The organism is Cysteiniphilum sp. JM-1, assembly GCF_008711525.1.
Taxonomy (GTDB): Bacteria; Pseudomonadota; Gammaproteobacteria; order Francisellales; family Francisellaceae; genus Caedibacter.
In genome coordinates, this window is record NZ_VXKS01000018.1 from 36,828 (window position 1) to 53,092 (window position 16,265).

Consider the following 16,265-nt stretch of genomic DNA (forward strand, 5'->3'; position numbering starts at 1 on the left):
TATATTAAATAACTTATTACAAGAGCTATTTGAATTAAACAGCAGCTCCCGCTGTATTTTCTATTTTTAATTGATCTATTCCGTCATTTGGGGACTTTTAACTTTCAATAATATAGTTGTTCCAACATATAACCGAGCAGAGATAGCTTCAATAACCCTTTGTTAAATTTAGATTAGCGAGGTGTGGATATTTAAGAATAACTATAACCCCCCAAATTAGCGAAGTAGCTTAAAAGAATTAACGAAGGACTAATGCTGTTGCTACAGAAAAAATTGCGAGATTAGTACTAAACTTTATGGCGGTTTTAATACAATTTGAAAAATCACCAATTACATCAACATCACAACGACTGACTGTATCATCACCATTATTAACAATGAATACTATTTTACCGTCTGGCATAAATGCAATATCCGATGGAGTATTAAAATCAGAACCTCCTGCATCCCTACAATTTGAAAAATCACCCTCTTTGTCAACATCGCAACGAGAAATTATGTTGTTACCTCTGTTAGTAACGAAAACTTTTTTATCATCTGCTATTAATGCAATACCAACGGAATCAGCAAAATTAGCCCCTCCCGTATAGCTACAATTTGAAAAATCACCGCTTGCATCAACATCACAACGACTAACTGTGTTGCCCAGCCTATTAGCTACAAACACCCTTTTATCATCTGCTGTCAATGCGATGCTCTCCGGAGAATAAAAACCTATGCCACCAGCATTGGAACAATTTGAGAAATCACCCACTAAATTAACATCACAGCGACTAATTGTATCGTCACCAGCATTAACAACAAATGCCCTTTTCTCGTCTGCTGTAAGTGTGATTTCGTGGGGGGCTTTAAACGTTGGACCAACACTAGTGCAATTTAAGAAATTACCGACTGAATCAGCATCACAACGGTTAATCTTACTGTTCCCAGCATTAGCCACAAATACCTTTTTGCCATCTGCTGTAAATGTGACTGCACTGGGTTGCTTAAATCCTTCTCCACCAGTATCGGCACAGTTTAAAAAATTGGCTGTCGTGATATCGACATCGCAATGGCTAACCATATTGCCCAATAAATTAACCAAAAATACCTTTTTGCCACCTGCCGATAATGTGATATTAGTAGGCTTTGCAAAAAACACAGATGCTTTTTCATTTATTAAGGATTTGCTTTCATCAAGGTTATAATGACTCACCATCCCTGAGGTATTTAAAACAAACAATCTAGGAGACACTGCCGTCCTTGTACTTAAGGTTATATCATGTCCCTGAAAATACGATAGCGTATAGGATAACATAGCATTTTTCCCAATACTAGAAGCAAAACTACCTTGGATAGAGCAAGTACCACTTGCAGGAATGGTATCACTGCTCTTACAAGTATTAGATATTTCAGTGAAATCAGATGGCGGTTCACTGATTGTTACTTCTGTAGCCGAATAGCTTGGACTTATATTTTCAAACCTAAACTCGACAGGATAAGATTCTCCGGCCTGAGTAAGCAATGGCAAACCAGTGACAATCTCCCCCTTAACAATTGAGGCTACAACATCAATCGTACTATTTCCGAGTTCCACACCGTCAACTTTAAAAGTTAACTTATGTGTGCATGATCCTTCATCTGGTGCAATCAATACAATTTTATATGGTTCATTGCCAACAATACTTTTCTTGTAAGTTAATGCCATTGGCTTTGTGCACTGCGCCCCTGAGACACTATCTGTGATTATTAAAGAATAAACCTTCTCTTCACCAACACCCTCTAGTTCCTTTAACTCTAGTGTTCCATCAGATGAATTATTGCTAGTCACAAACTCTGGCATTGCAAGGTCAAGCACCTGAGATTTCCCCCCGCTATTAGCATTACTCTTGCCACTGGGTCCATCACTGCTGCTACAACCGCTAAATATCATTGTATAACAGAGAGTTAATATCAAATAGAATACTTTTCGCATAAAACCCACCTAATCAATTGCTTTCAAGGAGATCACAAAAGTATAGATAGCAAATGAATTATCGCAAGAATTCAATCTAAGATTTCAAAACAGACAACCTTGCTCTAGCTAAGTGAGGTATCAGATTATATCTAGACTAATGCATATTATGATAAACGCCGAGCAGATTACAAATTCTGCGCTTTATGCTGCAAATAGTGATCAACAAGCACCAGTGCTAACATTGCCTCAGCAATCGGCACGCCACGAATCCCAACACAAGGGTCATGTCGCCCTTTGGTAATCACTTCACATGCTTGACCATGAATGTCGATTGAACGCCCAGGCACTAAAATGCTTGAGGTGGGTTTAAAGGCAATACTCGCCAAGATCTCTTGTCCTGAGGAAATCCCGCCCAAAATGCCACCTGCGTGATTAGTTAAAAAGTCTTGGTCTTTAATGTACTCATCGCGATGCTCACTACCTTTTTGACTCACGACATCAAAGCCATCACCAATCGATACCGCTTTAACGGCATTAATGCTCATCAATGCTTTGGCAATATCAGCGTCTAAGCGATCAAATACTGGTTCACCCAATCCAACAGGAATATTGCGTGCGACAACATTGACCTTGGCACCAATAGAATCCCCTTGCTTGCGAATGGACTGCATCAATCCCTCAAGCTGGGGGACCTTTTGAGGATCCGCACAGAAAAAAGGATTCTGCTCAATAAAACTTTGATCTTTAAGCTCAAGTTCAATATCACCAATTTGTGAAACATAGCCAAATATTTCACTATTAAATCGCTCTTTTAATATCTTTTTGGCAATCGCACCTGCTGCCACACGCATCGCTGTTTCTCGTGCTGATGAGCGTCCACCGCCGCGATAATCACGAATGCCATATTTATGAAAATAGGTAAAATCAGCATGTCCAGGGCGAAACTGATCTTTAATCTCACCATAGTCTTTGGATTTCTGATCGGTGTTTTCAATGATTAAGCCAATCGGTGTACCTGTTGTTTTGCCTTCAAACACACCAGATAAAATCTTGACCTGATCGGGTTCGCGCCGCTGTGTGGTAAACCTTGATTGCCCAGGTTTACGTCGATCTAAATCTACTTGCAGATCCTCTTCACTCAATGATAGTCCTGGCGGGCAGCCATCGACAATGGCGCCTAAGGCTAAGCCATGACTTTCACCGAAAGTCGTGACTTTGAATAATGTTCCAAAGGTATTACCTGGCATCTTGATAACCCTCGGCAAATATTGATCGATAAGTCTTAAGCTCATCATAGGTTAACAAGAACACACCATCGCCCCCATCTTCAAAGTTAAGCCATGTGAAAGGCACGCTTTGAAAGGCTTCTTGTAACGCATATTGGCTATTGCCGACTTCAACGATTAACACACCACCTTCATTCAGATAATCAAGCGCTTCAGTTAAGATCTTACGCGTGATATCTAAACCATCATCACCAGAACCTAATGCCAGTGCAGGCTCTTTTAAATATTCTTGTGGCATCGATGCTAAATCATTCATATCAACATACGGTGGATTAGAGATAATCAAATCAAACTTTTGCCCCGCTAGACTTGCAAACAAATCCGATTGCATGGCAGTAACACGTTGCTCCATATCATGCTGCTTAATATTACGCTTAGCAACTTCTAGTGCGTCTTCTGAGATGTCACTTAATACCACTTCCGCATCAGGGAATACATGTGCTGTCGCAATACCAATACAACCACTTCCAGTGCATAGATCCAATACTCGCTCAACATTATGATGATTAACCCATGGTTCAAACTCATTGCGAATCAGCTCGCCAATTGGTGAGCGCGGTACGATAACGCGTTGATCAACATAAAACTTCATTCCAGCGAACCATGCCGTTTTTGTCAAATATGGCAATGGCACACGATCAACCACGCGTCTATACACCCATTTAATCACTTTTTGACGTTCCAAATGGGTTAGGCGCGCATCCAAAATACGGTTATCAATATCTAATGGCAAGTAAAGCGCTTGCAACACTAAATGTACTGCTTCATCCCATGCCGAATCCGTACCATGCCCATAAAAAAGCTCTGCCTCTAGAAAACGAGATGTCCCCCAACGCAAATAATCACGAATTGTATGTAAGTCCTGCGCCAATGCATCGACATTAACATCGCCACCAAATATATCACTCATCTTTTACCCTCGTTTTTACTTTACGTGCTTTACGCTCTTTTCCAGATTGTGCCCGTTGCTGAGTCTTCAAGCAACACACCTTGCTCTGCTAAGCTCTGGCGAATCTGGTCTGCTTTGGCATAGTCTTTATTCTTTTTCGCTTGGATACGCTCAGCAATCATAGTTTCAATCACATCATCACTTAGGCCATTATCACTACTATGCTTAAAATAGCTCTCTGGCGAGTGCTTAAGGATGCCTAATACATTAGCAAGCTCTAATAATAACTTAGCAAAGCTAGCTGCTTTTTGTTGATCACTTGCGCGATATTTATTGATCTCTTTGGCAATGGCAAATAATACTGGCAAAGCTTCTGGTGTATTAAAGTCATTATTCATCGCCTGTTTAAAATCACTCACATACTGCGCTGCCTCTTCTGCTTCCACAGTATTTTCAGTAATCTCAAGACCACGCAGTGCCGTGTATAAACGCTCAATTGCTGCTTTTGCCTGATCTAAGTTCTCTTTAGAGTAATTGATCTCACTGCGATATTGCCCAGAAATCAAAAAGAAGCGCACCACTTCAGGGTGGTACTCAGATAATACCTCTTTGATGGTAAAGAAATTATTCAATGATTTGGACATCTTCTCATCATCAACCTGCACCATGCCAGAGTGCAGCCAATAATTAGCAAAGCTGCAACCATTAGCCGCTTCTGATTGGGCGATCTCATTCTCATGATGCGGAAAGCGTAAATCTGAGCCTCCTGCATGAATATCAAAATTATCCCCCAAGAGTTTTTTAGACATCGCCGAGCATTCAATATGCCAACCAGGACGCCCCTGCCCCCATGGTGAGTTCCAACTTGGCTCACCGGCTTTGGCAGCTTTCCACAACACAAAGTCTAGGGGATTTTCTTTTTGCTCATTACTTTCAATTCGTGCACCAACACGCAAGTGCTCCAAACTCTGCTTACTTAATTTGCCATAATCTTTAAATTCCTCAACGCGATAATAAACATCGCCATTGCCGGGTGCGTAAGCAAAGCCTTTAGCAATCAGATTTTCGATCATCTGGCACATCTCAGGAATCGTTTGCGTGGCTCGTGGATCAAAATCAGGTCTTAGGATATTTAAACGATCTAAATCGTCATACATGCTCTTGATCGTGCGCTCAACGAGTGCATCGGTTGATTCACCATTCTCATTGGCACGTTTAATAATCTTATCGTCAATATCGGTGATATTGCGCACATAAGTCACTTCGTAATTGCAAAAGCGAAAATAACGCACGATGACATCAAAAGCGATCTGGGTGCGTGCATGCCCAATATGACAATCATCATAAACCGTCATGCCACAGACATACATTTTTAATTTTTGTGGGCTAATCGGCTGAAAAAGCTCCTTTTTTCCAGATAATGAATTGTATAAATAGATACTCATGAATCTTGCATTGGCATGGTTATAATAAGCCTATGTTACCATCGCCTTAGCAAGGTTGAAATACACAATTCACAATTGTGTCATTTTATGCTTTAAGCTCTGGCGTCGGCTGACCAATATCGTTATAAAATTCTTGCACAAAATCCTCAAAACGATCTTCATCTAGCGCGTTACGGATATTCTTCATCAAGCGCTGATAATAAGTGATATTGTGAATCGTATTTAAACGCGCACCCAAGCTTTCTTTGGTTTTATCCAAATGATGTAAATAACTTCTTGAGAAATTCTTACAAGTATAACAATCGCAACTCTCATCCAAAGGTGCTGTATCTGTTTTATATTGACTGTTACGAATACGGATAACACCGCTTTTGACAAACAAATGACCATTTCTCGCATTCCTTGATGGCATCACACAATCAAACATGTCAACGCCTCGGCGCACACCCTCAACCAGATCTTGCGGCTTACCAACACCCATTAAATAGCGTGGCTTATCTTCAGGCATTTGATGCGCGGTATGATCTAAAATACGAATCATATCAGGCTTTGGCTCACCGACTGACAAACCACCAATTGCATAACCATCAAAGCCAATATCCGTTAATGCTTTTAAGGATTGATCACGCAAATGCTCATACATCCCACCTTGGATAATCCCAAATAAGGCCGAGGGATTATCGCCATGCGCAACTTTACTTCTTAATGCCCAGCGCATTGATAGCTCCATCGATGCCTTTGTTTCAAGCTCTGTTGCCGGATACGGTGTACACTCATCAAAACACATCACGATATCAGATCCTAGATCACGCTGAATCTGCATTGAGATCTCCGGATCTAAAAACACTTTAGAACCATCAAGTGGCGAGCGAAAGGTAACCCCTTCCTCAGTAAGCTTTCTAAGCGCTCCCAGACTAAACACCTGAAAGCCACCAGAATCCGTTAATATTGGTCCTTGCCACTGCATAAAATCATGCAAATCACCATGCATTTTGACAATCTCAGTGCCTGGACGCAGCCATAAGTGGAAAGTATTGCCAAGTAAGATTTCAGCACCCGTAGCTTTAACGTCTTCAGGTGACAAAGATTTGACTGCACCATAGGTTCCCACTGGCATAAACGCAGGTGTTTGTACCTGCCCACGCTCAAACGTTAAGGTGCCGCGACGCGCTTTGGCACTCTTCTTTAATAAAGTAAATTTCATGTTATGCGACCACTATCGACAATAAAGGGCTCATAATATACCCATCACAAACCATTTTACAGAATTTTTTGCTTTGTATTTTGCGTGCTTTTGGTAAGTTGAATTTTGATAATAGTTCTAGCTATTTACTGCAATCCAACTTACCAAAATCTTCACAAACTACTACACAACCAAACACAACAAAATGATTTACAATGGGTATGGACAATTCGCCCTAAAATAAAAAGCAAAAAACGTCAAAAACGCCACTTTGATAATTATTCTAAAATAGCGATCATATCTTCCAAGGGGCGCGCAATGGCAGCTTTGGCTGTCGTTTCCAATATTGGGCGCTGCATTAATTTAGGTGTTTTTACTAAAATCTCTGCAATTTCACTATCTGAGAGTTTCTCAACATCCTTGATATTCAAAGCTTTGAAATCATCATCACCACTGCGAATAAGCATGTGTTTGGCAACGGTTAATTTCTCTAAAATTCGCAATATATCTGCTGGAGATAACGGTGTATTGAGATATTCAATCACTTCAACGTCATAATTATTTTGCGTTAAAAATTCTAATGCCGCACGCGACTTACTACAGCGTGGATTGTGATATAGCTTATACATATTGTTGTTTTATTCTAAGGTTTATTTATTAGCGATACCGCAATGCTAAACTACCACAATGTGATCAACAATATCTTTCGTCACATTATTTATAATCATTTGAAATCTCACCAGACACAGTTTTGAGAGTGGTAGCTACGACTGGACTTGAACCAGTGACCCCAGCATTATGAATGCTGTGCTCTAACCAACTGAGCTACGTAGCCACAACAGGGAGGAATATTAGCAAGATTGGCTTTGTTGTCAATGATTTTTTTTATTTTTATCCCAACACCCGCAAAATTAGCCGATAGGTGCTGATTTTTGCTGGGATTGTGTCTATAATGTCCGCCTTATTGCTGCAGCAAGATTGACTGGCAAGCGTTTTTATCATTGCTCATAGATCTAAAAAAAGTTGTCGCGATAATGTATAAAACAAAATACGAGTAAACACAAAGTAGGAACATTTTAGATGTCTGACGGTAGAAATAAACTTAATGATTTTTCATTACTAAAATCATTGGTCGGTGGCAAAAGCATCAAAGACAAAACAGATCGCTTACGTAAAGCGCATGCGGCAAAACGTAATGAAACAAGCGATACCAAAGCACCAAGCTCAACACCTAGACCAAATACTGCTACCAAGCAAGCCCCTCAGACAAGACAAGAGCGCGTCAATCAACAACGCACACCATTTCGCATGCCACAATATGGTCAAAAACAACATGAAGAGCTGGTTGTTGACATGCCCGATGCTCAAGAAGATGAACTGATCATTGAGATCGATCTACAAAAAGAGCTTTATAAAGAAGAACAACGTCTCTTTAAATGGCTTTGCGCACGTTTTCCAAAATGCTTCAATCCACGCGATAAGCGTCCATTAAAAATCGGCATTAGTGACGATATCGAAGTGATTTATTACAACGAACATTTTGCGCCAATTGACCAATACGTTCTAAAGAAAGTGATCAAGCGCTATGTTGGCGACACCCGCTATCAACGTTCAGTGCTTGAACACAAGCAACGCTTTAACCTTTATGGTAAGCCAGTTGAAAGCTTTAGTGATGACCATGTTACCTATGCTAAACAGCGTTTAGATGAAATTGCCGAGAAAGCTTACCTGCGCTCTCAAGGCATTGATATTAAAACATATTACCAACAAAAACGTGAACAAGAGCAGCAAGAAAAACAAGCAGATCAAGCGCTAGAGCAGACTGAAAACAGCAATCAGGCGACTGATATTGATGCTCAAACGAACGATACCAAAACAAACTCATAACGTTTTACCCTGATCTTTTATCTTCTTCTTATTCCAATACTTTAGCACGACTGATTTCAGGCAATCAAAGTTACACACTTTTTCTATTTCAACACCCCGCCTCGCAAGCTCGGCACCCTTGCTTGTACTTGGTTGAACAATTGATCAATAAATGCTAAATTGGACAAATGTTCTATTTATTGCGTTTGCATTTATGACTAATCATAATCTTTCTAACGACAAACCAAGCATCTTGCTATTAAGCATTATTAGCGTATTGCTTGGCTGCAGCTACTTTATGGCATCAGATATGTATGTCCCAAGCTTGCCAAGCATGAGTCATGCATTATCTGCAAGCTCAAGCATGGCGCGCATGACAATTGGCGCATTTTTAGTGGCATTAGCTTTCTCCCAATTATTCTACGGTCCCGCATCTGACAAGATGGGACGCAAAAAAATCATTTATCTCGGTGCGATTATCTATCTTGTTGGTAGCATATTTTGTATGTTTGCTTGGAGCATTGACACATTAATTGTTGGACGGATTATTCAGGGCGTTGGCACAGGCGCATTGCTGCCATTATCACGTGTCATCGTCCAAGACTCTGTTAGCAAAGATAAATTCATTCAAATCGTTAGCTGGATCAGTTTATTTTTTATGCTTGCACCTGCTGGTGCTCCGGTGATTGGTGGCTTAATACAGACCTATGCCAACTGGCGTGTTAGCTTTCTTGTGATGTTTATACTTGTTCTTGCCGTCGCTATTGTTGTTTTTAGCATGCTGCCTGAAACGCACCCTATTGCCAAAAGAAATGTCAATGCACTAAAACCTAAGCATCTTATCAGTAGTTATTTTGAGGTTATTACCCATGCCCCCTTTGTTATCTACACTTTTTGCATGATTGCCGGATTCTCTGGGCTTGTTGGCTTTTACACCGTTGGACCATTTATCTTGATCAAAAAATTTGGTGTTAGCCCACAGGATTTTGGTTTTTTCTCAATTGCTATTGTTGGTTCGGCATTTGTAACACGTCTTTACATGTCGATGATTTCGTTGAAAAAATTTGGAACCACTGCCACTCTGTTCCAAGGTCTATCACTAATGGTTATTGCTAGCTGTATCTTATTAATCAGCTCAGCTGCAGGGTATACCGGCAGTAAGACCCTAGTCATATGCGTTGCACTTTACGCCATGGGTGGCAGTATGGTTGGTCCTACTGTTGTCGGTGTTGCTTTATCTTTCTTTAGTCACAAAGCCGGTGCCGCAGGTGCTGTTTATGGTTTCTTGCAGATGTTTGGCTTGTTCTTGGTGAGCACTGTCGCTGCCATGATCCCCGAAAAAATAGTTGATTACTCGATCATTATTTTTGTGATGTCTTTGACTGCATTCATACTCTTTAGTCTACTGGCTTTCAAGCAACGTTATCTTTTAACCAATCAAACCGCATGTGCCTCTTGAATTAAAACAACATTCTCAAAGCACAATGCTTGACAAGCAAAAGGGCTTGGCGGGATACTAGTGCGATATAAAATATCTGTACGCAATGACAAGATGCTGCCTATTCTTGATAAATTTTCCACTGAACATGCTCACTGCAAAGCGTTTACCAATGAACTACTCACCTTAGGCTTTAAAGGTGATATACAACACGATTACGCCACCCGAATCAGTAGCTCAATTGATAATAGTATCTATCAAGTCGTGCCTGAGCTTGTTCTTTTCCCTAAAGAGCAAGCTGATATTCTCAAGATTTTTACCTTGGCAAATAGCAAAGCCTTCCAGACACTTAAGTTTAGCGCACGCGGTGCTGGCACTGGCACCAATGGTCAATCGCTAACTTCTGGCATCATTATTGATACTAGTCGCTATATGAATAATATTTTAGAGATTAATCTAAAAGAAAATTATGTTTCAGTTGAGCCTGGCGTTGTCCTTGATCAACTGAATGAAGTGCTAGCGCCACACAGAGTGTTTTTCGCACCTAATTTATCGCCAAGTAATCGCGCTACGATCGGTGGCATGGCAAGTACAGACGCTTGCGGCAAGGGCTCACGCATTTATGGGCGTACCAGTGAACACTTATTGGAATTAGAGTGTGTACTTAGTGATGGCGAGGGTGTGTCATTTGAAAAAATAGATGCCAATAATCTCGATACACTTATCGATGAGCATTCTAGGCGGCACTCATTGTTGAGCAAAATCTACCAATTAGTCGCAACTGAAGTGATTGCCCAATATGACAAGATCACTGCGCAATTTCCAAAACTTGATCGCTTTATGACAGGTTACAATCTTGCTAAGTGCTATGATCCACATCAACATCGTATCAATCTTAATTATCTGATTTCAGGCGCTGAAGGCACGTTGGCATTTATTACCAAGCTTAAGTTAAAGCTCACTACTATTCCAAGCCACAAAGTCTTATTTGCCATTAGCTATAGTGATTTTGACTTGGCATTACGCGATGCTAAAAATCTATTGAGCTTAAACCCTGCAGCAATCGAAACCATTGATGATAACATCCTTAAACTGGCTAAAGAGGATGAGATTTACCCACAAATTCGCCCCATGCTAGAAGTGCATGCCAATCATGACATTGCAGCCATTAATCTAATTGAATTTATTGCCCATAGCGATGAAGAGTTAAGCGCTAAAACTCAACAAGCGAGAGAACATCTAGACACGCAAGAACGTAGCTACTATCTTGCAACCGATAAAGATGAAATGGCTGTACTATGGGAGCTTCGCAAAAAGGGTGTCGGCTTATTAGGTGCAATGAAAGGTGCTAAAAAGCCGATTCCATTTATGGAGGATACGGCTGTCCCACCTGAAAACCTTGCTGATTATATTGTGGAACTAAGAGCGCTTTTGGATAGTTATAATCTGCGTTATGGGATGTTTGGTCACGTTGACGTTGGTTGCTTGCATATGCGTCCAGCCTTGGATATGAATGACCCGAAAGATCAAGCATTGGTTGTTAAATTAACCAAAGAGGTCAATGATCTTGTCAAAAAGTACGGTGGCGTTTATTGGTCAGAGCATGGAAAGGGCTTTAGAAGCGAATACGTCAAAGACTATTTTGGTGATGAGTTGCATACTTCTTTGCAGAAAATCAAAAAAGCATTTGACCCGTATAACAAACTAAATCCGGGGAAAATCGTTGTGCCTTTTGCCAGCGATGACGAATTGGTCAAAGTCAATGGTCCCTTTCGCGGCACCGAAGACGCCAAGGTTGATAGTAATACCCAACAGTTATTCTCAGGCGCATTTGATTGCAATGGCAATGCCGCTTGCTTAAATTATCATCCTGATCAAGTGATGTGCCCCTCGGCAAAAGTGTCACATAACTGGGTATACTCACCCAAAGGACGTACCGCGCTTTTACGTGAATGGTTAAAGCAACTTGCTGAAAAAGACTATAAGCCTAGTCCATTTTCGACTGCTTCATCCACTAAAAAACAAAATGCTAACAAGAATGACTTCTCTTACGAGGTCTATCAATCGCTTGATAAATGCTTAGGCTGCAAAGCTTGTGCCACTGCTTGCCCAATCAAGGTCGATGTGCCAGCGATGAAACCGATGTTTTTAGCCGAATATCATAAACGCTACAAGCGTCCTTTAAAGGATTATGCCATTAAATATGTCGAACAAACGGCTAAATGGCAAAGCTTAAGCCCATCTTTGATAAACTCAGTACAGTCCGTGCCTTTTATAAAGACATGGATCAACAATAAACTTAAGCTTGTTGACGCGCCACTGCTCTCTCAAGAAACCCTAAAAGCAGGTCTTAAAAAGCGTAATGCGCCTAGCTTTAGCATTGAAAAACTAAAAGCACAACAAGCAATCAACCCACAAAAAACAGTTTGTATCGTTCAAGATGCGTTTACTAGCTTTTACAACGCAGAAGTTATCTTGGCAATATATGACTTATTAACAAAGCTTGGTTTTTCTGTCTTTGTATTGCCCTTTTATGAAAATGGCAAAGCTGCACACGTTAAAGGGTTTTTATCTTACTTCCACAAAAAGGCTGCACGCGCTACTGCCTTTTATAATCAAATTGCTCGTTTAAATGTCCCGCTGATTGGTATTGATCCGAGCATGACCTTAGTCTATCGCGATGAGTATCGCACGGTGTTAAAAGACCAAGTACAATTTAAAGTTGAGCTATTACAAGAATGGCTTGTTAAACAGCTGCCAACCATTAATATTACAGCCAAAGATCATGCGACGACATTGTCTTTACTAGCCCATTGCTCAGAGCGCTCACTTGCTGCAGTATCGATGCTTCACTGGCAAAAAATATTTAAAGCATTCGGCGCTAAGCTCAAGATTGAAAAAGTTGGTTGCTGTGGCATGGCAGGCACTTTTGGACATGAAAAAGATAATCTTGCATTATCCAAAGAGATTTATGCTTCAAGCTGGCAAAAGAAAATAGACTCGGGGAATCAAAGCAAGCAATATCTTGCAACAGGCTTCTCTTGTCGCTGTCAGGTTAAACGTTTTAGCAATAAACAATTACAGCACCCTGCCGTTCACCTTCTGGAGTTGATCAATTAAGTTAAAAAATCAAAATCTTTGTGGGATTCGGGCATATGTTACTGGATTTTAATGTCGATTTTTGCTAACTTCACAGCCCTGCAATGTCATTAAAGCAAAGTTCTGCACCCGTAGCTCAGCTGGATAGAGCGTTGGCCTCCGGAGCCAAAGGTCGGACGTTCAAATCGTCTCGGGTGCGCCACTCTTAAAGCCTTATAAATAAAAGAACAAAACCGTATTTACCAAGTATAATACTCCCCATATTTTGGACTACAGTTAGAGACACAAAAAGCGTCTCAAAAATGTTAAACTGTATGCCCAATTAGGAGGTAAAAAATGCCAGCTAAAAAGAATTAAAGCTACTCCCTAGTAGAAGTCAGGACATTATAACGTAGATATTATTTGTGTAAACAAGTTTTAAAAACTTAGCAATTAGCTGTACTGACACCAACGTCTGTGAATGCCTTTTTAACATCTGCTGTCGAATAGTGCAGATCTTTGGCAGCATTAACCACGCCACAAGCAGCCTGTTCAAAATTCACTAAAGATGTCCAATATTTGACATTTGCCAACATCATTACATGAAACGCTTCTTTCACACCTTCAGCATATTGATTGGACAACCCTTGCACTTGATTATCAGACGCCCATGTGCTTGCCAATAAATAGAATGCTTTATTAAACACACCACTACCGGTATGAACGATATATGATTGATTACCACGTGCTTTCTTAAGCATTTGATTATAACTGATCTTGCATGACAGCGCCCCGTTAAGTGTCGGATCATAGCAGTCGGCTGAAGCACCATCTTGTGATGGGTTATTCATATAACGTAAAGCTACGCCATCACCTTTCATAATGGTTTCACCTAACCCCCAACCAATCTGCCCTTTTGGATCTTCTGGGTAAAACTTCACATAATTAGTCTCGTTCTGGCTTAGTAAATAGGCTCTGACTGTTTGTCCTGCCATATCTGAAAATGCTTCATTTAAAGAACCTGATTGATCTTTATACATAAGCCCTGAGTGTTGTTCTGTAAAACCGTGACTTACTTCGTGACCTGCCACATCTAGAGATACTAGTGGATAGAAGTCACTGCCATCACCAAAGGTCATATTTTCACTATTCCAAAAAGCATTATCATAATTACTGCCATAATGGACACGCATCACAAGCTGCATCGGCTCATTATTTTCAGATAATGCATTAATGCCATACCAGTCTTTATACATATCAATAATAACATCACCAAAATATTGCGCGTCATTAATAGCAGAATATGCACCATTAATCTCATCTTGTCCTGTATTTTTGCCACAGGTATAAAGATAGGGTGTCGTCGTATAGTCATCCCACTTTTGTTGTAAATTGACGGTTCGCACGCGAGTATTTTCCATCGTGCACTTTGTCCCTTTTTTTGTCACATCCAAAGATGGCATCCCATCTTGACCATACCAATATTCTTGCACCTTTTCATTGCCACCTGGTCCTGTATCTTCAAAATTTTGGATATTATCCCAGCTTGTTACTACTTGCCCTGTTTTAGCATCAACATAATAACGCATATCTTGTGGTTGATTATTTGCCTTTTGTGCAAAAAACTTAACCTGATAAATCAATTTTGGCTGTTGATTTTCCGTAATAATCTGTAACTCAGCACTTGGTGCATTACCATTTAAATAATCCACCTGATAACCATTAGCATTTTCATTGTATACAGTCAAAGATTGGGCAATTGCCTGCTGTGCTGAGATACTTGGGCTTATATCGACATTAAGATCTTTAACCACCTCACCGTTAGCTTTCTCCTGATTGGCTGCTAATAACATATTATGTCCATTATTTTTAGCAATCGTAATCTGAGCGCCTACGACCTTGATCCCTTTATAATACTGCTGATAACGCTCATAATTAACACCAGCCATACTGGATTGAGATATTTGATTTAAAGTATTTGTTTGCGGTGCTGCCATAAGCATAACATGCGCGTTATTCACCTGATCTATTTGATTTGTTTGCAAATGAAAACCCTGTAAATCATCGATCGATGCATTGGTTAAATTAACCTTCTCTGCGGCATAAGCTCCTGTTGCCAACACACTAAGAACTAATACAATACTCTTTTTAAACTTCATTCCTTTCTCCTTGTTATGACTATTTATCTCACAGCTTTTGGTTATTAATGAACATTGGGCAACAGATATTTACAACATCATTTATTAGCAAAAAGATGCTGATAAAACATGCTTAAATACATTACTTGCAAGCAAAAGAAGCGATCCTTGCCTGTGTTTTAAATAAATTTTTCCCTTTGTTACATGAAATAGCTTTGCTATGACGGTAGTATTTTTACCACAACATTTTGGGCAGGTAAATAGAATTATTAAAAATTTGTAACAAATTGTATATTCATGCTGATTAATACTAGATCAAACATACATTTGCCCAAGCTTTCAGAATTAACCACTCTCAATAAGCTGGTTCAATTTCTTATGGCGGAGTATAACCTTAAGCAAAAAGGTCTTGTAGACATCTTTGGCAATCAAGGAAATGTTTCTAAATTTCTAAATGGACATCGCCAGCTCACCCTAAAGCAAGTAGCCAAACTAAGTAAGTGCTTTAATTTAAGTGCTGATGCTTTTATCTCTTGGGAGAATATGAATAAGAGTGATTCAGTTCACTAGGTTTAATGGTCTAAATTTTTTGTTAACTGAAATATAAAGAATTTCAGCTACTGGCACAACCAAATAATGTAGTATAAAATTTCGCATAACAACGTGATATGTATTGGAGTATATACATAGTGCCTGAACGGAAATAGCGATATTTTACATTTACAGCGTAACAAATGGACCAATATTTAACCTTCTGAATTGTTATTTCCAGAACATTTTGATGAATTGATTGCTCAATGATCAAAAACAAACCAAAGTCGCTTGAAAATATCAAATTAAACTCACGTCAAATCCCCAAGAACTTGCTTGCGTGTTTTTTCCTTACTCTAAATTAAATGATATTTGCTAAGCAGCCTTACTCAATTTTCGCTTTTTTCTGGCCTCTTGCTTACGTCGCTTTTTCTGCACAATTTCACCAATGCGTTGAATATTGCGAGATAAAACA

11 protein-coding genes and 2 tRNA genes are annotated in these 16,265 nt (G+C 39.9%); 5 read left to right on the plus strand and 8 right to left on the minus strand.

Translation table 11 applies throughout. From position 1 onward, the window contains the following. Positions 1 to 238: 238 nt before the first annotated feature. The 7 genes from F3D68_RS08535 to F3D68_RS08565 form a co-directional block, all read right to left on the minus strand. Positions 239 to 1,954: a lactonase family protein gene (locus tag F3D68_RS08535; protein ID WP_151194020.1), complete on the minus strand. Its 1,716-nt coding sequence runs from the start codon at positions 1,952 to 1,954 to the stop codon at positions 239 to 241. 167 nt (positions 1,955 to 2,121) lie between these two features. Then, complete coding sequence (gene aroC / locus F3D68_RS08540) at positions 2,122 to 3,183, minus strand: chorismate synthase (RefSeq protein ID WP_151194021.1); 1,062 nt, start codon at positions 3,181 to 3,183, stop codon at positions 2,122 to 2,124. Beyond that, entirely contained in the window at positions 3,173 to 4,132 is a 960-nt protein-coding gene (gene prmB / locus F3D68_RS08545) for a 50S ribosomal protein L3 N(5)-glutamine methyltransferase (RefSeq protein ID WP_151194022.1), read from the minus strand. The genes aroC and prmB overlap by 11 nt, the downstream gene beginning before the upstream one ends. Positions 4,133 to 4,161: 29 nt before the next feature. After that, positions 4,162 to 5,556, minus strand: a complete 1,395-nt coding sequence (cysS, locus tag F3D68_RS08550) for a cysteine--tRNA ligase (protein WP_151194023.1) — start codon at positions 5,554 to 5,556, stop codon at positions 4,162 to 4,164. 85 nt (positions 5,557 to 5,641) lie between these two features. Continuing rightward, positions 5,642 to 6,760, minus strand: a complete 1,119-nt coding sequence (gene tgt, locus F3D68_RS08555; protein ID WP_151194024.1) for a tRNA guanosine(34) transglycosylase Tgt — start codon at positions 6,758 to 6,760, stop codon at positions 5,642 to 5,644. Positions 6,761 to 7,017: 257 nt separating this feature from the next. After that, on the minus strand, positions 7,018 to 7,368 hold the full coding sequence (locus tag F3D68_RS08560) for an ArsC/Spx/MgsR family protein (RefSeq protein ID WP_151194025.1): 351 nt from the start codon (positions 7,366 to 7,368) through the stop codon (positions 7,018 to 7,020). 129 nt (positions 7,369 to 7,497) lie between these two features. Continuing rightward, positions 7,498 to 7,574 (minus strand) — tRNA-Met (locus tag F3D68_RS08565). A gap of 245 nt (positions 7,575 to 7,819) precedes the next feature. Here F3D68_RS08565 and F3D68_RS08570 point away from each other — a divergent pair. The 4 genes from F3D68_RS08570 (at position 7,820) to F3D68_RS08585 (ending at position 13,344) form a co-directional block, all read left to right on the plus strand. Further along, positions 7,820 to 8,626, plus strand: coding sequence for a ProQ/FINO family protein (locus F3D68_RS08570; protein ID WP_151194026.1), 807 nt, complete (start codon positions 7,820 to 7,822; stop codon positions 8,624 to 8,626). A gap of 151 nt (positions 8,627 to 8,777) precedes the next feature. Next, positions 8,778 to 10,064: a multidrug effflux MFS transporter gene (locus F3D68_RS08575; protein ID WP_151194027.1), complete on the plus strand. Its 1,287-nt coding sequence runs from the start codon at positions 8,778 to 8,780 to the stop codon at positions 10,062 to 10,064. 93 nt (positions 10,065 to 10,157) lie between these two features. Next, positions 10,158 to 13,163, plus strand: a complete 3,006-nt coding sequence (locus F3D68_RS08580; RefSeq protein WP_151194031.1) for an FAD-binding and (Fe-S)-binding domain-containing protein — start codon at positions 10,158 to 10,160, stop codon at positions 13,161 to 13,163. 104 nt (positions 13,164 to 13,267) lie between these two features. Further along, positions 13,268 to 13,344: transfer RNA gene (locus F3D68_RS08585), tRNA-Arg, on the plus strand. A 223-nt stretch (positions 13,345 to 13,567) separates the two neighbouring features. Here the strand turns inward: F3D68_RS08585 and F3D68_RS08590 are convergent. Next, entirely contained in the window at positions 13,568 to 15,280 is a 1,713-nt protein-coding gene (locus tag F3D68_RS08590) for a M4 family metallopeptidase (protein WP_151194028.1), read from the minus strand. Positions 15,281 to 15,637: 357 nt separating this feature from the next. Between F3D68_RS08590 and F3D68_RS08595 the strand changes: the two genes are divergently transcribed. Beyond that, a complete protein-coding gene (locus tag F3D68_RS08595) occupies positions 15,638 to 15,829 on the plus strand; it encodes a hypothetical protein (RefSeq protein ID WP_151194029.1) in 192 nt (63 codons plus the stop codon). The last annotated feature ends 436 nt before the right edge of the window (positions 15,830 to 16,265 follow it).

What these genes read in the sequence shown, in the direction of transcription:
- prmB (WP_151194022.1), bottom strand. Translation starts at nt 4,132, where the DNA reads ATGAGTGATATATTTGGTGGCGATGTTAATGTCGATGCATTGGCGCAG.
- F3D68_RS08560 (WP_151194025.1), bottom strand. Translation starts at nt 7,368, where the DNA reads ATGTATAAGCTATATCACAATCCACGCTGTAGTAAGTCGCGTGCGGCA.
- F3D68_RS08575 (WP_151194027.1), top strand. Translation starts at nt 8,778, where the DNA reads ATGCTAAATTGGACAAATGTTCTATTTATTGCGTTTGCATTTATGACT.
- F3D68_RS08535 (WP_151194020.1), bottom strand. Translation starts at nt 1,954, where the DNA reads ATGCGAAAAGTATTCTATTTGATATTAACTCTCTGTTATACAATGATA.
- F3D68_RS08595 (WP_151194029.1), top strand. Translation starts at nt 15,638, where the DNA reads ATGGCGGAGTATAACCTTAAGCAAAAAGGTCTTGTAGACATCTTTGGC.
- F3D68_RS08580 (WP_151194031.1), top strand. Translation starts at nt 10,158, where the DNA reads ATGCTGCCTATTCTTGATAAATTTTCCACTGAACATGCTCACTGCAAA.
- F3D68_RS08590 (WP_151194028.1), bottom strand. Translation starts at nt 15,280, where the DNA reads ATGAAGTTTAAAAAGAGTATTGTATTAGTTCTTAGTGTGTTGGCAACA.
- aroC (WP_151194021.1), bottom strand. Translation starts at nt 3,183, where the DNA reads ATGCCAGGTAATACCTTTGGAACATTATTCAAAGTCACGACTTTCGGT.
- F3D68_RS08570 (WP_151194026.1), top strand. Translation starts at nt 7,820, where the DNA reads ATGTCTGACGGTAGAAATAAACTTAATGATTTTTCATTACTAAAATCA.
- tgt (WP_151194024.1), bottom strand. Translation starts at nt 6,760, where the DNA reads ATGAAATTTACTTTATTAAAGAAGAGTGCCAAAGCGCGTCGCGGCACC.
- cysS (WP_151194023.1), bottom strand. Translation starts at nt 5,556, where the DNA reads ATGAGTATCTATTTATACAATTCATTATCTGGAAAAAAGGAGCTTTTT.